At 56.6% G+C, this 15535-nt stretch carries 13 protein-coding genes and 1 pseudogene; 9 read left to right on the top strand and 5 right to left on the bottom strand.

What is annotated here, in order from left to right; translation table 11 throughout:
- Window positions 1-254 precede the first annotated feature (254 nt).
- Together AACH32_RS01195 and AACH32_RS01190 are read left to right on the top strand one after the other, a co-directional pair.
- Complete coding sequence (locus AACH32_RS01195; protein ID WP_338604561.1) at window positions 255-1475, top strand: cation diffusion facilitator family transporter; 1221 nt, start codon at window positions 255-257, stop codon at window positions 1473-1475.
- A 162-nt stretch (window positions 1476-1637) separates the two neighbouring features.
- Complete coding sequence (locus tag AACH32_RS01190; RefSeq protein WP_338604559.1) at window positions 1638-3134, top strand: acyl-CoA synthetase; 1497 nt, start codon at window positions 1638-1640, stop codon at window positions 3132-3134.
- A 16-nt stretch (window positions 3135-3150) separates the two neighbouring features.
- On the opposite strand, the gene AACH32_RS01185 is transcribed toward AACH32_RS01190, so the two are convergent.
- Window positions 3151-4259, bottom strand: a protein-coding gene (locus tag AACH32_RS01185; RefSeq protein WP_338598789.1) for an IS3 family transposase whose coding sequence is annotated in 2 segments (ribosomal slippage) — window positions 3151-4007 and window positions 4007-4259 — 1110 coding nt in all. Because the reading frame shifts where the segments join, the coding sequence is not laid out codon by codon here.
- Window positions 4260-4346: 87 nt separating this feature from the next.
- On the opposite strand from AACH32_RS01185, the pseudogene AACH32_RS01180 reads away from it, so the two are divergent.
- A pseudogene (locus AACH32_RS01180) lies at window positions 4347-5737 on the top strand (IS3 family transposase).
- Here the strand turns inward: AACH32_RS01180 and AACH32_RS01175 are convergent.
- Together AACH32_RS01175 and AACH32_RS01170 are read right to left on the bottom strand one after the other, a co-directional pair.
- The gene (locus AACH32_RS01175) at window positions 5734-6105 is read right to left on the bottom strand and encodes an endonuclease/exonuclease/phosphatase family protein (RefSeq protein WP_338604555.1); all 372 of its coding nucleotides are present in this window, start codon (window positions 6103-6105) and stop codon (window positions 5734-5736) included. The pseudogene AACH32_RS01180 and the gene AACH32_RS01175 overlap by 4 nt on opposite strands.
- 13 nt (window positions 6106-6118) lie before the next feature.
- Entirely contained in the window at window positions 6119-8167 is a 2049-nt protein-coding gene (locus tag AACH32_RS01170; protein WP_338604553.1) for a VTT domain-containing protein, read from the bottom strand.
- A 478-nt stretch (window positions 8168-8645) separates the two neighbouring features.
- On the opposite strand from AACH32_RS01170, the gene AACH32_RS01165 reads away from it, so the two are divergent.
- The 4 genes from AACH32_RS01165 to AACH32_RS01150 all read left to right on the top strand — a co-directional run bounded on the left by AACH32_RS01165 (window position 8646) and on the right by AACH32_RS01150 (window position 12022).
- Window positions 8646-8915 (top strand): hypothetical protein, encoded by a 270-nt coding sequence (locus tag AACH32_RS01165; RefSeq protein WP_338604549.1) that lies wholly within the window; start codon window positions 8646-8648, stop codon window positions 8913-8915.
- Window positions 8916-9210: 295 nt separating this feature from the next.
- Entirely contained in the window at window positions 9211-10710 is a 1500-nt protein-coding gene (istA, locus tag AACH32_RS01160) for an IS21 family transposase (RefSeq protein ID WP_338599205.1), read from the top strand.
- Window positions 10707-11483 carry an IS21-like element helper ATPase IstB gene (gene istB, locus AACH32_RS01155; protein WP_338598784.1) on the top strand — a complete coding sequence of 259 codons (777 nt, stop codon included), beginning with the start codon at window positions 10707-10709 and terminating at the stop codon, window positions 11481-11483. Before istA ends, istB begins: the two co-directional genes overlap by 4 nt.
- A gap of 227 nt (window positions 11484-11710) precedes the next feature.
- Window positions 11711-12022 (top strand): DsrE family protein, encoded by a 312-nt coding sequence (locus tag AACH32_RS01150; protein ID WP_338604546.1) that lies wholly within the window; start codon window positions 11711-11713, stop codon window positions 12020-12022.
- Window positions 12023-12144: 122 nt separating this feature from the next.
- Here AACH32_RS01150 and AACH32_RS01145 read toward each other — a convergent pair whose 3' ends face one another.
- A complete protein-coding gene (locus AACH32_RS01145) occupies window positions 12145-12435 on the bottom strand; it encodes a hypothetical protein (RefSeq protein WP_338604543.1) in 291 nt (96 codons plus the stop codon).
- Between the two features lie 232 nt (window positions 12436-12667).
- Between AACH32_RS01145 and AACH32_RS01140 the strand changes: the two genes are divergently transcribed.
- On the top strand, window positions 12668-12952 hold the full coding sequence (locus AACH32_RS01140; RefSeq protein WP_338604541.1) for an HU family DNA-binding protein: 285 nt from the start codon (window positions 12668-12670) through the stop codon (window positions 12950-12952).
- A gap of 90 nt (window positions 12953-13042) precedes the next feature.
- Window positions 13043-14719, top strand: a complete 1677-nt coding sequence (gene pgm, locus AACH32_RS01135) for a phosphoglucomutase (alpha-D-glucose-1,6-bisphosphate-dependent) (protein WP_338604538.1) — start codon at window positions 13043-13045, stop codon at window positions 14717-14719.
- A gap of 136 nt (window positions 14720-14855) precedes the next feature.
- On the opposite strand, the gene AACH32_RS01130 is transcribed toward pgm, so the two are convergent.
- Entirely contained in the window at window positions 14856-15272 is a 417-nt protein-coding gene (locus tag AACH32_RS01130; RefSeq protein ID WP_338604535.1) for an MSMEG_6728 family protein, read from the bottom strand.
- Window positions 15273-15535 lie beyond the last annotated feature (263 nt).

The raw sequence follows: 15535 nt of genomic DNA, 5'->3' as shown, positions 1-15535 counted from the left end.
GACTGCTTTCCAGGAACCATCCAGCTATTTCAAAGATAGATCAAAAAAATCAGTAACGCCAATTTGGCCGTAAGAGCGGCATAACAAACCGCCATAGGCAAGCCGCCCAGCGTAACGCTAGTGTTTGGGGGGCGTCAACCGTCTGTGCGAAAATTAATCATCACCAGTGTCACGCGAAATTGCGACTAAGTTACCGGGCGGCATTCGTAGCCGGGAATGGCCGTTTGTTTGGATGAAGTGAGACGAGGGCGGCGGTGAACCCGCAAGAAAAACAAATCGGGACCACTCCGGGCAAAGGGGGCGATCAAACGCTCACCGCCTCGGAGGAGATCAAGAGGGCGCGGGGCCGGGCGGGTTTTTCCATAATCCTCAACCTGTCTCTGGCCCTGCTCAAGGGCGTGGCCGGGGTGTTGTCCGGATCGGCAGCTCTGCTGGGTGACGCGGTGCACTCGGCCACCGACGTGGTGGGCTCGGGGGCGGCCTATGCCGGTCTTTGGCTGGCCGGCCGGCGCCATCCCTCCTTTCCCTATGGCCTGTACAAAGCTGAGAGCGTGGCCACCCTGATCACCGCGGTGGCCATTATCCTGGCCGGTTACGAGATCGGGCGCAACGCCCTAATGGGAGCCAAGCCACTACCGGTGGTGGACTTGGCCCTGCCGGCGGCCCTTTTGTCTTTGGTGGTCACCGTAGGTTTCGGCCTTTACCAAGTCCGGGCCGGCCGCCAGTTGCATTCAGTGGCCCTGGTCGCCGACGGCCGGGATTATTTGGTGGACGGTATGTCCACGGTAGCGGTGGTCGCCGGGCTGGTTGGCGCCCACTTCGGCCTCGACCTGGACCGTTGGGCGGCCGGAGTGGTGGCGTTGTTCGTCTTTTGGTCCGGAGGTCAGCTCATGTGGCGAGCCCTTCGCGACCTTTTGGATCAAGCCATCGACCGCGAGTCGGAGCGCCGCATCATCAAGGAGGTGGAATCCCATCCCAGCGTGGAGGAGGTTTCCAGGTGCTTCAGCCGCACGGCGGGCGGCCGTTTCCTGGTGGACCTGGACGTGGTGCTGCGCACTTCTTCCCTGCAACTGGCCGAGCGCATCGCCGCCCGGCTGGAGGCGGATATTCGCCGCCGCTTTCCCCAGGTGGTCTCGGCGCGGGTCATGCCCCGCACCCATCAGTCCAGCCAGATCCGCCAGTTCACGCCGGTAAAGGGACCCGAGGGAGACATGGAAGGGCATCTGGCCCGCGCCCCCTGGTTCCGGCTGGATGTGATCGACCGGGAAAGCCGGAAGGTCGTCAGCCGGCAATATCTGGAAAACCCAAACTGGAACCAGGAGCGTAAGCGCGGTCTGTTGGTGGGGCGCTGGCTGTTGGAGATGAAACCCGACCAAGTGGTGGTGGCGGAGATAAAGGAAGGCACCGCGACGACCTTGCTCGAGGAGGCTGGCGTACAACTGATTCTGGCCAAGGACCTCGAGAGCGGGAATTGAGCCGGCAATCATATTAAACGTCAGGTACTGTTTGTAGTCAGAGTCCTTGAGACAGATTTATTGTTTTAACTAATGAGGATTCCTGGATAAGATCACCCATGGAACGTCCAAAAAAATTTACCGGCATCAACCTTTTCTCAATTAGGCACGGAGAAGCGCTATATGAATCTCAGCACACCCTGTATATTTGAGCGGGCCGAAACGTTCGGGGCACGAACCGCCATCAGTACTTCTCAAGGTGACTACACCTACGCTGACCTGTTGGACGCCTCGGGCCGCATAGCCTCCGGGTTGCTTCAGGGCCGTGCCGATCTGGACCAAGAGCGGGTGTGTTTTCTGGCGGCGCGGGGTTTCTCCTGGACGGCATTGCAATGGGGGATTTGGCGGGCGGGGGGGATTGCCGTGCCGCTCTCGGAACTACATCCCCAGCAGGAGATGGAATACGTCGTCCGCGACAGCCAGGCCGCCCACCTGGTTACCCACACCGACTTTCACGATCGGATGCAATCCTTAGCCGGCGCCACCCAACTGTCTTTGTCCACCAAGGACCAACTCCTTGAAAGCGAAAAAGGTGTTTTGCCGATGGTGGACCTCGCCCGCCGGGCCATGATCCTCTACACCAGCGGCACCACCGGCAAGCCCAAAGGCGTCGTGAGCACGCATGCAAATTTGGAGGCCCAGATCAACGCCTTGGTCGAAGCATGGGGCTGGTCAAAAGACGACCGCATTTTACACGTGCTGCCTCTGCATCATGTACACGGCATCGTCAATGCTCTTAGTTGCGCCCTTTACGCGGGTGCCTGCTGCGAGTTTCTGCCGCGTTTCGACGCGGAAGAGGTCTGGCGAAAGTTCGTAGAAAGCCCGCTAACCATTTTCATGGCCGTGCCCACCATATACGTGAAGCTGATCGGGGCATGGCAGGCGGCCCCGCCCGAACGGCAAGGCGACATGTCCCAAGCTTGCCGAAAAATGCGTTTGATGGTGTCAGGGTCGGCCGCTTTGCCCGTAAGCGTTTGGGAAAAATGGCGGGACATCAGCGGCCAGGCCTTGTTGGAACGTTATGGCATGACTGAAATAGGCATGGCTTTATCAAACCCCCTGGTAGGGGAGAGGCGGGCCGGGTTCGTCGGCACGCCCTTGCCCGGCGTACAAGTCTACCTGGTTGACGAGTCCAACGCCCAGGTGCCCGAAGGCCAGCCCGGTGAAATTTTGGTTAAGGGGCCGGCGGTGTTCAATGAATATTGGCAAAGGCCCGAGGAAACTGAAAAGTCCTTCCGCGACGGATGGTTTATAACCGGCGACATGGCGGTTGTGGAGCGGGGGTCTTGGCGAATATTGGGCCGCAAAAGCACCGACATTATCAAAACCGGAGGCTACAAGGTTTCCGCCCTGGAAATTGAGGATGTCTTACTTGAACATCCCGCGATCGCGGAATGCGCCGTGGTAGGTGTGGATGACCTTGAGTGGGGGGAGCGCGTGGCAGCAGCGCTGGTGCTCGTTCCCCAGGGGACGGTTACCTTGGAGGAACTGCGCGACTGGGGCAAAAAAAGATTGGCCCCCTACAAATTACCCAGTGTTATGCTGCCGGTCCAGGAACTGCCGCGCAACGCCATGGGCAAGGTGACCAAGCCGGCGGTACGTAAACTTTTCGAGACCTAGTGTAAACCTCCCCCGATTAGTGCCAGTCAACAGTAGAAACTTCAGGTGAATTTATAGCGAGGTATTCGGCTGGTGTCAGGTTGCCGAGGGACTCATGAGGGCGTTCCTCGTTGTACTCCTTGAGCCAGCGATCCGTGATTTCCCGCACCTCGCTTAGACGGGAAAATATGTAAAGGTCCAGCACCTCTTCCCGATAGGTCCGGTTGAAGCGTTCAATGTATGAATTCTGGGTGGGCTTGCCGGGCTGAGTGAAACCCAAATCGATACTATGCTCCTCGGCCCATTGGGCCATAGCTACACTGACCAGCTCCGGGCCGTTGTCCAGCCTCAGCCTGGACGGGTAGCCCCGCCAGGCAGCGATACGCTCCAGCACTCGGATTATCCTTTGGGCGGGGAGATTGACGTCCACCTCTATGGCCAGGGCCTCTCGATTGAAATCATCCACCACATTAAAGGTCCTGAATCGCTGGCCGCCATACAGGGCATCGCTCATGAAGTCCACCGACCAGCAGATATTGGCCAGATCCGGCACTGCAAGCGGCTGGGGATCACGAGTAGGCAGGCGCTTCTTACCCTTCCTGCGAAGGTTTAGCTTCAGGGCGCAGTACACTCGGTACACCCGCTTGTGATTCCAGCCATGTCCATCCCGCCGAATTACTTGAAACAGTTTGGCAAAGCCGTATCTGGGATATTTGTCTGCCAGCGAAGTCAGCGCCTCGATGATCGGACCATCGTCGCGGGGCTTGGGTCGGTAGGCATAAACCGACCGGCTCAGCCTCAGGGCGCGGCAGGCCCGGCGAATGCTCAGACCGTGCTCTTTGCACATGAACTTAGCCAGATCGCGCCGACCCGCTGGCCTTATATTTTTCTTTCGATGACGTCCTTCAGAGCCCGATTCTCAAGGCTCAAGTCGGCGTACATCTGCTTTAGACGCCTGTTTTCTTCTTCAAGCTCCTTGAGCCGGACGATGTCCGAGGCCTCCATGCCCCCGTACTTGGACTTCCATTTGTAGTAGGTGGCGCTGCTGACACCGTATTCCCGGCAGACCTCCTTGGCGGTCCTGCCCCCTTCCACCTCTTTCAGAATTTTGACGATCTGAGTTTCGCTGAATCTGGTCCTGCGCATCGTGAAGAGTCCTCCTTGCAGACCTCAGTCTGCCAGAAGTCTCTACCTCAAACTGGCCCTATTTTAAGGGAGGGTTACAAGTGAGCCATGAGCCAGAGTGAAGCAGTGGAAGACAAGGTCCGGGAGATCAGGCGTAAAACCCGAAGGAAGTACTCGGCGGAGGAGAAGATCCGGATCGTCTTGGAGGGTCTTAGGGGCGAGGAGAGCATCGCCGAACTCTGTCGCCGAGAGGGCATAGCCCCCAATCTCTACTACAGCTGGAGCAAGGAGTTTCTGGAGGCTGGCAAGCGGCGCCTGATGGGCGACACCAAGCGTCAGGCCACCAGCGGCGAGGTGCGGTCCTTGCGTCTGGAAAACAGCCAGCTCAAGGAACTGGTGGCTGATCTGTCCCTGAAGAACGTGGTGCTTAAAAAAAGCTTGGCTGGCACGGGCGAAGATCTGGATCAGTGATGCGCTTCAGCCAAGCTGAGAAGATGGAGATCATCCGGCTGGTGGAGGGGTCGTCCCTGCCGGTGAAGCAGACGCTGCGCGAGATGGACGTGCCGCGCAGCTCCTTCTACCGCTGGTATCGACGATATCTGGATTATGGCTACGATGGCCTGGCCAGCCAGCCTCCCCATGCCAGGAGATTCTGGAACAAGATCCCTGAGAGCGAGAAGAAGCATATTGTTTCAGAGGCCAAGCAGATGCCTGAGCTCACCCCCCGAGAGCTGGCCTGGCACATCACCGACAGCCAGGGGGCCTTCATCAGCGAGTCCAGCGTCTATCGCATCTTGAGGGACTATGACCTGGTGGCCAGTCCGGCCTATATCGTGCTCACGGCCGCCGATGAGTATAGGCACAAGACCAAACGGGTGCACCAGCTTTGGCAGACCGACTTCACCTATTTCAAGATCATCGGCTGGGGCTGGTACTACCTGTCCACGATCCTGGATGACTACAGCCGCTATATCATCGCCTGGCTTCTGACCAGCACCATGTCGGCGGAGGACGTGAAGAACACTCTGGACTTGGCCATCACCAAGACCGGGATTACCGGGGTCAAGGTCCGGCACCGGCCGCGGCTGCTATCGGACAACGGGCCCTGCTACCTGGCCGGGGACCTGAAGCAGTACCTGGACCAGCATGGCATCAGACACACCAGGGGCAAGCCCTACCACCCCATGACTCAGGGCAAGATCGAGCGATACCACCGGACATTGAAAAATCGGATCAACCTTGAGAACTACTACCTGCCCTGGGAACTAGAGCACCAGATAGGCCGCTTCGTGGATTATTACAACCACCGTCGGGTGCACGAGTCCCTGGACAACCTGACACCCGCTGACGTGTATCACGGCAGGGTCAGGGATATCATCACAGCCAGAAACCTGGTCAAGGAACAGACTATGCGGCGCAGGAGGCGCCAAAACCTGGGGCTGAAGCCCTTAAACGAAGAGATTATTAAACCCGAGGTCTACCGGGAATGTCTCCATTAGCAAAAACCAATTCTTGTCCCAAACGCTTTGACGACATACACGGTTTTTAGGATCACCATCACCGCCCCTCGGGGCTCCCGGCCCGGAACTGAAATATCCCAGCGTCGAATCTCTTCCACCGGCAGCCGGGTAAGCACTAGGTTGCCGTACTCGCCTTGCTCCTCAAAAAATGTGGGGCCGGCGATGGTCTGTAAGCCCATGCGAAGGGCCAGTCTTCGCGCCACGGCAAGGGAGGGCCCTTTGTCCGGCACGCAGACTTCCTGCAGAGCGATTAAATCAGCTTTTAGGCCGTTGATGATGCGCAAGGCTCTATTTATATCTTGATGGCCATCACGACCCACCCAGCGATGCACGTTGTAGGTGGCCACCCTCAACACCGGATCAATCCTGTCCTGCTTCCTGGTCGAGCAGTCGGCGCTTAGACCAAGCAAACAAGAGAAAAAGGCCGGTCGCCGCGGCCACAGAGGCCGCAATCTGCCAGGGGCTGGGATCCAAAATGGCGCTTCTCAACTGGTCGGCAAAAATAGTGAATAGGGCTGCTCCGGGCACAAGGCCCAGCGCGCTGCCCAAAAAGAAATCCTTGAACTTGACGTGTGAGGCGCCGGCTACCAAGTTAACGATTGTATAGGGCGCCACCGGCAGGAGCCGGATGATGGCTACGTTGATAATTCCATGCTCAGCCAAACTGCGGCTGATTTTATTCAAACCGTCTCCGGCCAGGTTTTGCACCGCGTTTCTGCCTAGCAGACGGCCCACCCAATAATAAATAACCGCACTTATCAGGCAACCACCCCAAGCATATAGGGGCCCAAGCCATGGGCCAAACACTAGGCCGGTGGCGATCATTAGAAGTACCACGGGCAGCATGACCGCCCCTCCTACCACATATGCCGCCACCACTAGAAGCGCCACGGAGGGCCAGCTGCTGAATTGAGCGGCCCAGTCGGCCAAGGCCGAGGCATCAAACATTCCCGCCAAGGGGCCCCAGCGCCAGGCCGCGGCCAAGCCGCCCAGGAGCAGCAACAACAAAATCAAAGCAATCAATTTGCCCTTATGGGCCAGTTGGGTCTCGGCGGGTAGAAACTTCTGGAGCAGGCTTTCAGCCTTGATGGGTTTTTCCGGGTCCAACAGGTCCTTATCCAAAAGATCGGTATCCAACCATTTGGGGGGCTGTTCATCCAACTCCCGCAGACTGCGCCCATGGCCCCGTAGAGATTCCACCGCCGCACATAGCGATCCTTTCTCCCGGATATTCTCGCTCACCTGCGAAGAAGACACATCTAGGTGCTCCCCTAGGAGACGATTACGGAAGGCGGCAATACCTTGTGCCACCTCAGGGTCGCCGTCCGTCTCCACCACCAGATCGCACTCGGTGTCCAGACCCATTGAGCGGTTGGAGGCGTTGGCCGACCCCACTTTTAAAAGCTGATCGTCCACGATCAGCACCTTGGAGTGAACGTTGACGAAAGCATTGCCCAAACCGGGCAGGTAAGGATAATAGACCCTTAGGCGGCCATGCTCGTCCGCTTCGCGCAAGCGGCCTAACAAACGCAGGCGCAGGGCGTGCATGGTACTTTCTTCCAGCCAACCTACTGCCCGTTTGGGCAATAACATCACCACCTCCGGCCCTTGAGGCTCCCGCAAGCGCTTGCTCAGTGCCTCGCCTATCTTCCATGAGGTCAGATATTGGTTTTCCAGAAAGATGCTTTTACGGGCCGAGGCGATGGCCTCCAGATGGAACTCTTCTATTTCCCGTACCTCTGGCTCGCCGTTGTAAGCGGGCAGGGTGCGGGCAAGACCCACTTGAATATTTTTAAAGTTGGGTTCGATCCACTTGGGCCAAGGGTCCGAATCGCTGACCTCGGGCGGTGCCAGTTCCTCTCCCTGGGACCTTTGCCAGCGCCAGCGGAAAAGCTCTCCCAAACAAGATGCGCCAGGACCTTGCACCATAGCCTGTACATCGTGAAAGGGGCCATAGGATTGCCGCTTGGAGTTGATCCGCCTGGGATCGTCTGGTGCGTGTTTGGGTGTATCCCAGCGGTTGCGGGCCAAATCAAAGCCGCCCAGTAGGGCCAGCTTATCGTCGATCACCACAACTTTCTGGTGGTGAGAGGCCCCCAGGGGATGCTTGCCGTCCATGGCAAAATGGACTGAGTCGTCGGTGCGCCAGCCAAATTGAAACATGGGCAGGAACTCCCGCTCCATGGCGTAGATCATGGCAAAGTCCCAGGTCAGGATGTTTATTTGTAGCTGGGGCCGCTCCCTGCCAAGTTGGCTGAGGAATTCTCCCAAATATAAAGGCGGCTCATTCCGGTCGCGGTTGAGGTGCAGCTTGCTGTCTATGTCCCAACTGAGGATGTACAGGCTTTGTTGCGCCTGCCGCGCCGCCTGCACAAAGGCGTCGAAAAACTCTTTGCCGTCCACCAGCATGGCTAGGCGCTCGGCGTGGCTCACCCGCCAGACGGTGCGGCCCGGTTGCAAGATAGTACCGCTTTTAGATTGGCGGGAAGCCTGCGTACGCTCCCGTGATGCCGCCGGAGAGGAATCTTGATTCGAAATGGCGTTGCCCATGAGAAAATGCGATTTAGTGCCTACGGCTGAGGTGATGAATCAAATATGACGTGCTATTAACAGCCTAAAGCATTAAAGCTTGCCTCGCCAGTTCCTGGGGGCGCCCAAATCTTTTTGGCAAAAATACTATGAAGATAATCGACCACTTTCTTGACCAGGGCGCCACCAATCAAATTTTAGGCAGGCTTTCCAAATCACAAAAGGCCGCCACAATTTTTCGATGAACCTAGCTTGACCAAAGAGTGCTGCAGATTTAAGTTTGAAAAGTGCCCATGTAAATTTTGATCCCCGCAACTTCGGCAGCCGACCGGAGTGTGGCGACTAGAAGGGATTTACCTTGGAAAACGGCACTGGGGGCGATAACGAGCTATATGACGTTCATGTTTGTCAACAGGATCCTAATCTTTTTCTCATTTTGCCCTCAGGTAGCAACCCGCAACAAGCCCTGCCTCACCACGCTCTGATTCTCATCCGGGAAACCGACTTGGTAGCTTCTCAGGTCGGGTCGGCTGAGGTGGTGCACCAGTTGGGCTTGGATCAAGACAAACTGGCTGAGGAAATCCTTACCCATGGTTACTACATCTACCGCCGCCCTAAGAAGAGCTAGAGACTGAGGGCCGGCTCGCATTACCTGGACACCGCCGTCGGCTTCGCACGGTACCAAAGCGCAAAAGAGCTTCCCGGCTACTTGGTGCAACAGCACAGCAGCAATATCAGCTATCCGGCCACCCGGTCCACCACCCGACGGAGTGTAAATGGCGGTCCAAAAGCGAGACGATTTTAGTGGCGGTTGAAAACCGTGACACATTGATTCAGTTTTCTTCAGGTGTTTTGGTGCGATGGAGGCCATGGTGGCTTCCAGGCCAGGACTCTCTGGAGGAGCGGAAGGGGTGTACACGGACATGGATCAATGGGCCCGGATCAGACTTGAGTTGCGCGATGGCCAGGCGAGCAAGCGCGAGTTAATGCGTAGAGAGGGCATCCATTGGGATACCCTGCAAAAGATTCAGAATTTTCCCGAGCCTCCCGGATACCGGCTCAGCACCCCCCGAGCCAAGCCCAAGCTTGGCCCCTACCTTGAGTTGATCGCCCGGATCATAAAAGAGGACAAAAAGGTTCCCAAGAAGCAAAGGCACACGGCCACGCGCATATATCACCGCATCAAGGAGGCGGGTTATCAGGGCAAGTACACCCAGGTAAAGGAGGCGGTGCGCGCAATCAAGCGCGTGAGCCAGGAGGTGTACATGCCCCTGGTCCATCGTCCCGGCGAGGCGCAGGTGGACTTTGGCTATGCCCTGGCCAAGGTTTCCGGGGAGCTTCGCAAGATAGCGCTTTTTATCATGGCCTTGCCGTACTCCGATGCCTTTTTCGTGGCGGCCTTCGACAAGGAGTGCAGCGAGAGCTACTGGGAAGGGCATGCCAGGGCGTTCGAGTTTTTCGGTGGGGTGCCCCACCGGATCAGTTACGACAATAGCAAGGTCCTGGTTTCCAAGATCATAGGGCCTCATGAGCGCAAGCTGACCGATGGTTTTCTCAAGCTGCAGAGCCATTACCTTTTTCGGGAGCATTTTTGTCGGGTGCGGCGTCCAAACGAGAAGGGCGTGGTGGAAGGGGTGGTCAAGTACGCCCGGCAGAATTTTTTGGTGCCAGTGCCCCAGGTGAAGGACCTGGCCGAGCTCAATGCCATGCTTTTAAGGCAGTGCCGCGACGACATGAAGCGCCGTTTGCGTGGCAAGGGCGGTAGCAAGGCCGAGGTTTTGCAGGAAGACCAGACAGCCTTTGTCCCCCTGCCTCCCTCCCGCTTCGATGCCTGCCGCAAACAGCCTACCCGGGCCAATTCATTGTCCCTGGTCCGCTTCGACGACAATGACTACTCGGTGCCGGTGGCTTGTGCCCACCATGAAATTGTGGCCAAGGGCTATGTGGATCGGGTGGTGCTCTGCCACCATGACGTGGTGGTGGCCCGCCACTCCCGATCCTGGGGCAAGGAAGGGGTGTTTTTCGACTACCGGCATTATCTGCCCTTGCTGGAGCGCAAGCCTGGCTCCCTGGACCACGCCCGCCCCCTGGCTGACCTAGATCTGTCTGAGTGCTTTGAGGTCTTGAGGCGGCGGCTGGTGGCCGGGGAAGACATGCCTGGCCAGGGCACCCGTAAATACATAAAGGTCCTACGTTTGCTGGAGGACCACTCCATGGCCAGACTGAAGCGGGCGGTGGAGCAGGCATTGTACGCGGGAGCCTATGCCCCGGAGGCCATTGTCCACCTGCTGGAGCCGCCATCATCAGGGCCCGCGGCCACCTTCCTGCTGGACGGTCGTGAGCACCTGGGCCGAGTGAGCGTGGCCGGGCCCGATATCACAGTCTATGACTCCCTCCTCGCGCAGGGAGGGGCGCTGTCATGAAGGACCAGGACAAACCCACCGTGCTCTTGGAGTACCACCTCAAAAAGCTGAAGCTGCCCACCATTCTCCGGGAATACGCGGCCATGGCCAAGGTCTGCAGCCAAGACCGCTCCGATTACATGACCTACCTGCTGCGCCTGACCGAGCGGGAGCTTCTGGACCGCGAGAAGCGGGCAGCCGAAAGGCGCATCAAGCAAGCCGCCTTTCCGGTGATCAAGACCATGGACACCTTTGATTTCAAGGCACAGCCCTCCATCAATCAGCAGTTGGTCAGGGAGCTGATGAGGGGCGAGTACATCGCCAAAAAGGAAAACGTGCTCCTGATCGGAAACTCCGGCACCGGCAAGACCCACCTGGCCAGCGCCATGGCCTTTGCGGCCTGCGCCCAGGGAAGCAAGGTGAAATTCTACAGCGCCACCGCCCTGGTCACAGAGCTCATGGAATGCCGCGAGGAAAGACGTCTGCAACGCCTGCAGAAACAGCTCCAGCGCCTACACCTGCTGGTCATCGATGAACTGGGCTATGTGCCCTTCTCCAAGATAGGCGCTCAAATGCTATTCGAGGTGGTGGGTAGGGCATATGAACAACAAAGCCTCATGATCACCACCAATCTCCCTTTCCAGCAATGGACGGAGGTCTTCGGCTCCGAAAGACTCACCGGTGCACTGCTGGACAGACTGACCCATAGGTGCCACATCATCGAGGCCAATGGAGAAAGCTACCGGCTCCGCCAAGCCAAAAGACGATCCCAGGCAAAGCCCAAAACCAACTAAGGCAAGATCATGATTGACAGCATGAACAACAGGACTATATCTCTAAAACAAGTGTCACGGTTTTAGACCGCCAACTGTCCCGCACTTACTCCGCCATTCACAGTTTCCCTTCCCCAGATTGACATTAAAAATTCAACCGCCTAAGATCACGTAACTAGCTCATTTTTTAAGGCATACAAAACAATTGCAGCGGTTGAGTGGGTAATTTTCAAGAAGGGAGTAAGCCCATGAAGGTGTTGTTCATCATCAGCACCGATGACGGAGAAACCATCTTTAATGCCATGCGCTTGGCCAATACAGGAGTAAACAAGGGTGATGAGGTCAGCGTGTTCATGCTTGGCAAAGGAGTTACCTTTGAAACCAGCGGCAGCGATGAATTCGATGTCATGGGTCAGATGAACCAGTTTGGAGGCGATTTCTATGTGTGAGGGGTTTGCATGAAGTCCCACGGTCTGGTGGGATCGGGTACCTGCCCCATAGCCTGGATGGATGATCTTTATGAGTTGAGCAAAGAGGCTGACAAGGTCCTGACTTTTTAATCAAGGGCACTGTTTTTGAGGCTAGCGCCCCTAATTGGGGCTGGCTAAACCAAAAAAATTAATGGGGGTGTACTTCCACCTTGAAGCGCACCCCCTCATCCTGGGTTTCCACGTGGGCAGTCCTAACCGTATTCAGGAGGGTACTCTTCTCTGGGGGAAGTTTTGCTGCTGTCTTCCTCTAGCTCAAACATCATCTCCTGCATTTCCATGGCTTCCTGGGGCAAAGCGATATTCCGCCAACCCAACGCCAGGTCCTGGGATACCATGCGAGCGACCTCTTCAGAGAGTCGAGGTCCAATGCGAGCTTTGATAAGACTAATGATGATCTGCGCTAGCCTGTCAGCCTCCTCCACGGACCTCAGACCAGCACGACTTTTGAACTCCTGTAAAAACTCCTTTCTTGTCTCAAACATGACTTACCTCTCAATCCGAAGGCTGAAATTAAGCCTCCGTTTATATTTTACCTCCTGGTGGGCCCAAGATCCTACAAATTGACCCAGTTACCTGAGAGACGGCATCCGACAAGAACACCAATGAACATGGAAGAGCCCATGATCCTTGCTTTCCATCTCCCTGGTTGACATAAATATCGCAACCACCTACTATCACTCCAAAACATCAATTCCCCAAGGGGTTAACCAACCCATGAACAAATCCGACCTGATCAGAATGCTTGCCGAGAAAGAGGGCCTCACCCTTAAGACGGCCGAAAGCGCGGTGAACGCCATTTTCAATTCCATCGAGCAGGCTCTCGCCCAGGGAGATAGAGTTGAGATACGAGGCTTCGGCAGCTTCAAACTGAAGGATTATGAAGGATATAAGGGACGGAATCCCAAGACCGGTGAGTCGATCAAGGTGCAGCCCAAGAAACTGCCCGTTTTCAAGGTTGGCAAGGAGTTGAAGGAACGGACGGATATTGAGGGTGATTGACCGAATGGGAACGTCTCCAACGGCAGGATTGGATCCAGTCCATTTCCGCGCCTTGATTACTAACGATTTGGATGACCAAGTAAAAGTCGTATGCAAGTAAGCCCTAGAGCCGGAAACTTAGCCGAGCCGTCGATGCTCGTCAACGTGCCCAAACTCATCACGGCCTACTATACCGAGGTGCCCGACCCTTCCGTACCTGAGCAACGGGTTGCCTTCGGGACCTCGGGGCATCGCGGCTCCTCTTTTGACATAGCATTCAATGAACGGCATATCCTCGCCGTCACCCAGGCCATTTGCCTGTACCGTCAGATGAAGGGGATCGACGGCCCGCTTTTTATGGGCATGGACACCCACGCCCTTTCCGAACCGGCCCACGCAAGCGCGCTTGAGGTGTTGGCGGCCAACGGGGTGGAGGTCATGATCTCCCAGGGCGATGAATATACGCCGACCCCCGTGGTTTCACACGCCATTCTTACCTATAACCGAGGGCGCACGAAAGGGCTGGCCGACGGCATCGTCATCACGCCTTCCCACAACCCGCCGCACGATGGCGGATTCAAATACAATCCCCCCAACGGCGGGCCCGCCGAATCCGAGGTCACGACTTGGATTCAGGCCAAGGCGAACGAGTTTCTCGCCAATAACCTTCAGGGTGTGAACAGGATTCCATTGCAGAGGGCCCTCAGCGCCTCCACGACGCACCGGTACGATTATCTCAATGCCTATGTCACCGACCTTTGCAACGTTCTCGATTTGAAGGCCATTAAGGGGGCGGCAATCAAACTGGGGGTTGATCCACTTGGCGGCGCGGGTGTCCACTATTGGGATTCCATAGCCGAGCGATACGGCCTGAACCTCACGGTGGTCAACCAGGTCGTAGATCCCACTTTCAGCTTCATGACCTTGGATTGGGACGGCAAGATACGCATGGATCCATCCTCGGCCTATGCGATGCAAAGCTTGTTGAGGATCAAAGACAGCTTCGACCTTTCCTTTGCCTGCGACACCGATCATGACCGGCACGGAATCGTCACCCCGGGTTCGGGATTGCTGTCGCCCAACCATTATCTCGCCGTGGCCGTCTTCTATCTCTTTCAAAACCGGCCACAGTGGCGAGAGTCGGCGGCAGTCGGCAAAACCGTGGTCAGCAGCTTGATGATAGATCGCGTCACCGCGAAACTCGGCCGCAAACTCTACGAGGTGCCCGTCGGTTTCAAGTGGTTTGTGGAAGGCCTGCTGGACGGCTCCCTGGGCTTTGGCGGCGAAGAGAGCGCCGGAGCCTCTTTCGCCCGTCTGGACGGCAGCGTCTGGACGACGGACAAGGATGGCATTGTCCTGGCTTTGCTGGCTGCGGAGATAACGGCGCGCATGGGCCGCAATCCCGGCGAAATATACCACGAACTCACGAGCGAATTGGGGGAGCCGGCCTATGACCGCATCGAGGCGCCAGCCACCGCGGAGCAAAAGAAGCTGTTGGCCAATCTCTCATCTGAGCAAGTTCATCTCGCGGACTTGGCGGGAGAAAAAATCCAGGCCGTTCTAACCCATGCGCCGGGCAACGGCGCCCCCATTGGTGGGCTTAAAGTAGTGGCCGCGAGCGGATGGTTCGCGGCGCGCCCGTCCGGAACGGAGGATATTTACAAAATTTATGCGGAGAGCCTCCAGGGGGCGGATCACCTGCGCCGCATTGAGAAAGAAGCACAGGAGATCGTCAGCGCTGCCTTGGCAGCGGTGCCGCCGGAGCAAGGCAAGAGTCACGCGCCCTAGGACCTTGTTATCCGCCCCTTCATCATTGCTCATGGCTCACTCCTTTGACGGGTGATCTTACCCCGGAGGCTCCATTAGCTAAAACCTCAAATCTGTCCCACGGGCTCTGACTACAAACAGAGAAAAATCGAACAAGTTAGCTGTGTTTTGAGGGCCACCAATACTTCATTTGCGGATCCTCGTTCCAACCGTATTTGCCATAAAAATTGGGATCCTTGCGTAACAGGTTGGCTCTGTGGGACGAGTGCAATTCTTCACGCCCCAACCACCAGGGCAAGACCAATCTTTTATGATTGATCCTTTCCAAAGGAATTCGGTTCTCAAAACCCCGCGCAACCCATTCTTTGATGCAAGCGTTCATATATAACTTCAAGGCCTCAGCATAGCCTTGCCACATGAGCACAGCGGGGTGAGTGCGCCATCCGCGTTTTTCCGTGCGATTATCAACGATGCGCAAGATGGTTAGGGCTTCAGAGCGCTGTTTACCCAAGCGACGGTTATCCAGTACCTGGGCGGAACGATCAAAATCTGCATAGGGGAGAAAGGTCTGCATTTATCCATTATAGCGGCGATTAACCGGCCAGTCTGCTTATCAACCCGCTCCATCGTCTGGCCATTGGCAAAAAAGGTCTCAACCTCACGAAGCTCGCCAAGGATCTGCTCGTCTTAGTAGCGCTGCCTGGCCATAGTCATCCTCACTCTCTTGGCCCAAAACCTCAAAACTATAACCTAGACTGGGTTAAAATAGTTCAATTACCACCTTCTCCGAAGGCCATTTTGCATTAAGGTAGTGAGAGGGCCTTTCCCAATATCCCG

The organism is Desulfoferula mesophila (assembly GCF_037076455.1).
GTDB classification, from domain to species: domain Bacteria; phylum Desulfobacterota; class Desulfarculia; order Desulfarculales; family Desulfarculaceae; genus Desulfoferula; species Desulfoferula mesophila.
Note: the sequence above shows the minus strand (reverse complement) of the source record. Positions and strands in the feature narration are given on the sequence as shown.

Coding starts and splice junctions, on each gene's coding strand:
- AACH32_RS01190 (WP_338604559.1), top strand. CDS start 1,638: ATGAATCTCAGCACACCCTGTATATTTGAGCGGGCCGAAACGTTCGGG.
- AACH32_RS01170 (WP_338604553.1), bottom strand. CDS start 8,167: ATGCTGGTGGACGGCAAAGAGTTTTTCGACGCCTTTGTGCAGGCGGCG.
- istA (WP_338599205.1), top strand. CDS start 9,211: ATGGATCAATGGGCCCGGATCAGACTTGAGTTGCGCGATGGCCAGGCG.
- istB (WP_338598784.1), top strand. CDS start 10,707: ATGAAGGACCAGGACAAACCCACCGTGCTCTTGGAGTACCACCTCAAA.
- AACH32_RS01145 (WP_338604543.1), bottom strand. CDS start 12,435: ATGTTTGAGACAAGAAAGGAGTTTTTACAGGAGTTCAAAAGTCGTGCT.
- AACH32_RS01140 (WP_338604541.1), top strand. CDS start 12,668: ATGAACAAATCCGACCTGATCAGAATGCTTGCCGAGAAAGAGGGCCTC.
- pgm (WP_338604538.1), top strand. CDS start 13,043: ATGCAAGTAAGCCCTAGAGCCGGAAACTTAGCCGAGCCGTCGATGCTC.
- AACH32_RS01130 (WP_338604535.1), bottom strand. CDS start 15,272: ATGCAGACCTTTCTCCCCTATGCAGATTTTGATCGTTCCGCCCAGGTA.